We start from the raw sequence: 470 nt of genomic DNA, 5'->3' as shown, positions 1-470 counted from the left end.
ACCCCGGCCGCGGGCGGCGGCATGTCCGGTTCTACCCTGGTGCGGACGAAAGTCGGACGAAGCGGACCCCGGGGAGCGCTGCGTCCGCCGGAGCGAGGGAAAGCGGGATCCGCCGATGGGCGACGGCATGGCAGGGATGCACCACCACGGGGAGGTGCTGGCACCGTACTCGCTGTCGACCGCTCTCAGCTGGTCGGCCGACTGGGCGTTCCTGCTGGGCAGCCTGGTGGCGCTGGTGCTGTACATGGCCGGGGCGGTGCGGCTGTGGCGGCGCGGCGACCGGTGGCCGGTGGGCCGGGTGATCGCCTGGACCGCGGGGGTGGCCACGGTGGTGCTCACCACCTGCACGGGGCTCAACGACTACGGGATGGTGCTCTTCAGCGCCCACATGCTGCAGCACATGGTGCTCTCCATGCTGTCGCCGATCCTGCTGCTGCTCGGAGCGCCGATCACCCTGACGCTGCGGGCGC

Annotated in this window: 1 protein-coding gene; it reads left to right on the top strand. The window is 71.9% G+C overall.

The features are described from left to right. Positions 1–136: 136 nt before the first annotated feature. On the top strand, positions 137–470 hold a 334-nt coding region (locus tag AOK09_RS42250; protein ID WP_407675417.1), incomplete at its 3' end, for a cytochrome c oxidase assembly protein.

Source organism: Peterkaempfera griseoplana (genome assembly GCF_001418575.1).
In the GTDB taxonomy this organism is placed as follows: Bacteria; Actinomycetota; Actinomycetes; order Streptomycetales; family Streptomycetaceae; genus Peterkaempfera; species Peterkaempfera griseoplana.
The sequence above is the reverse complement of the archived record's forward strand: the minus strand, read 5'-3'. Positions and strand labels throughout refer to the sequence as shown.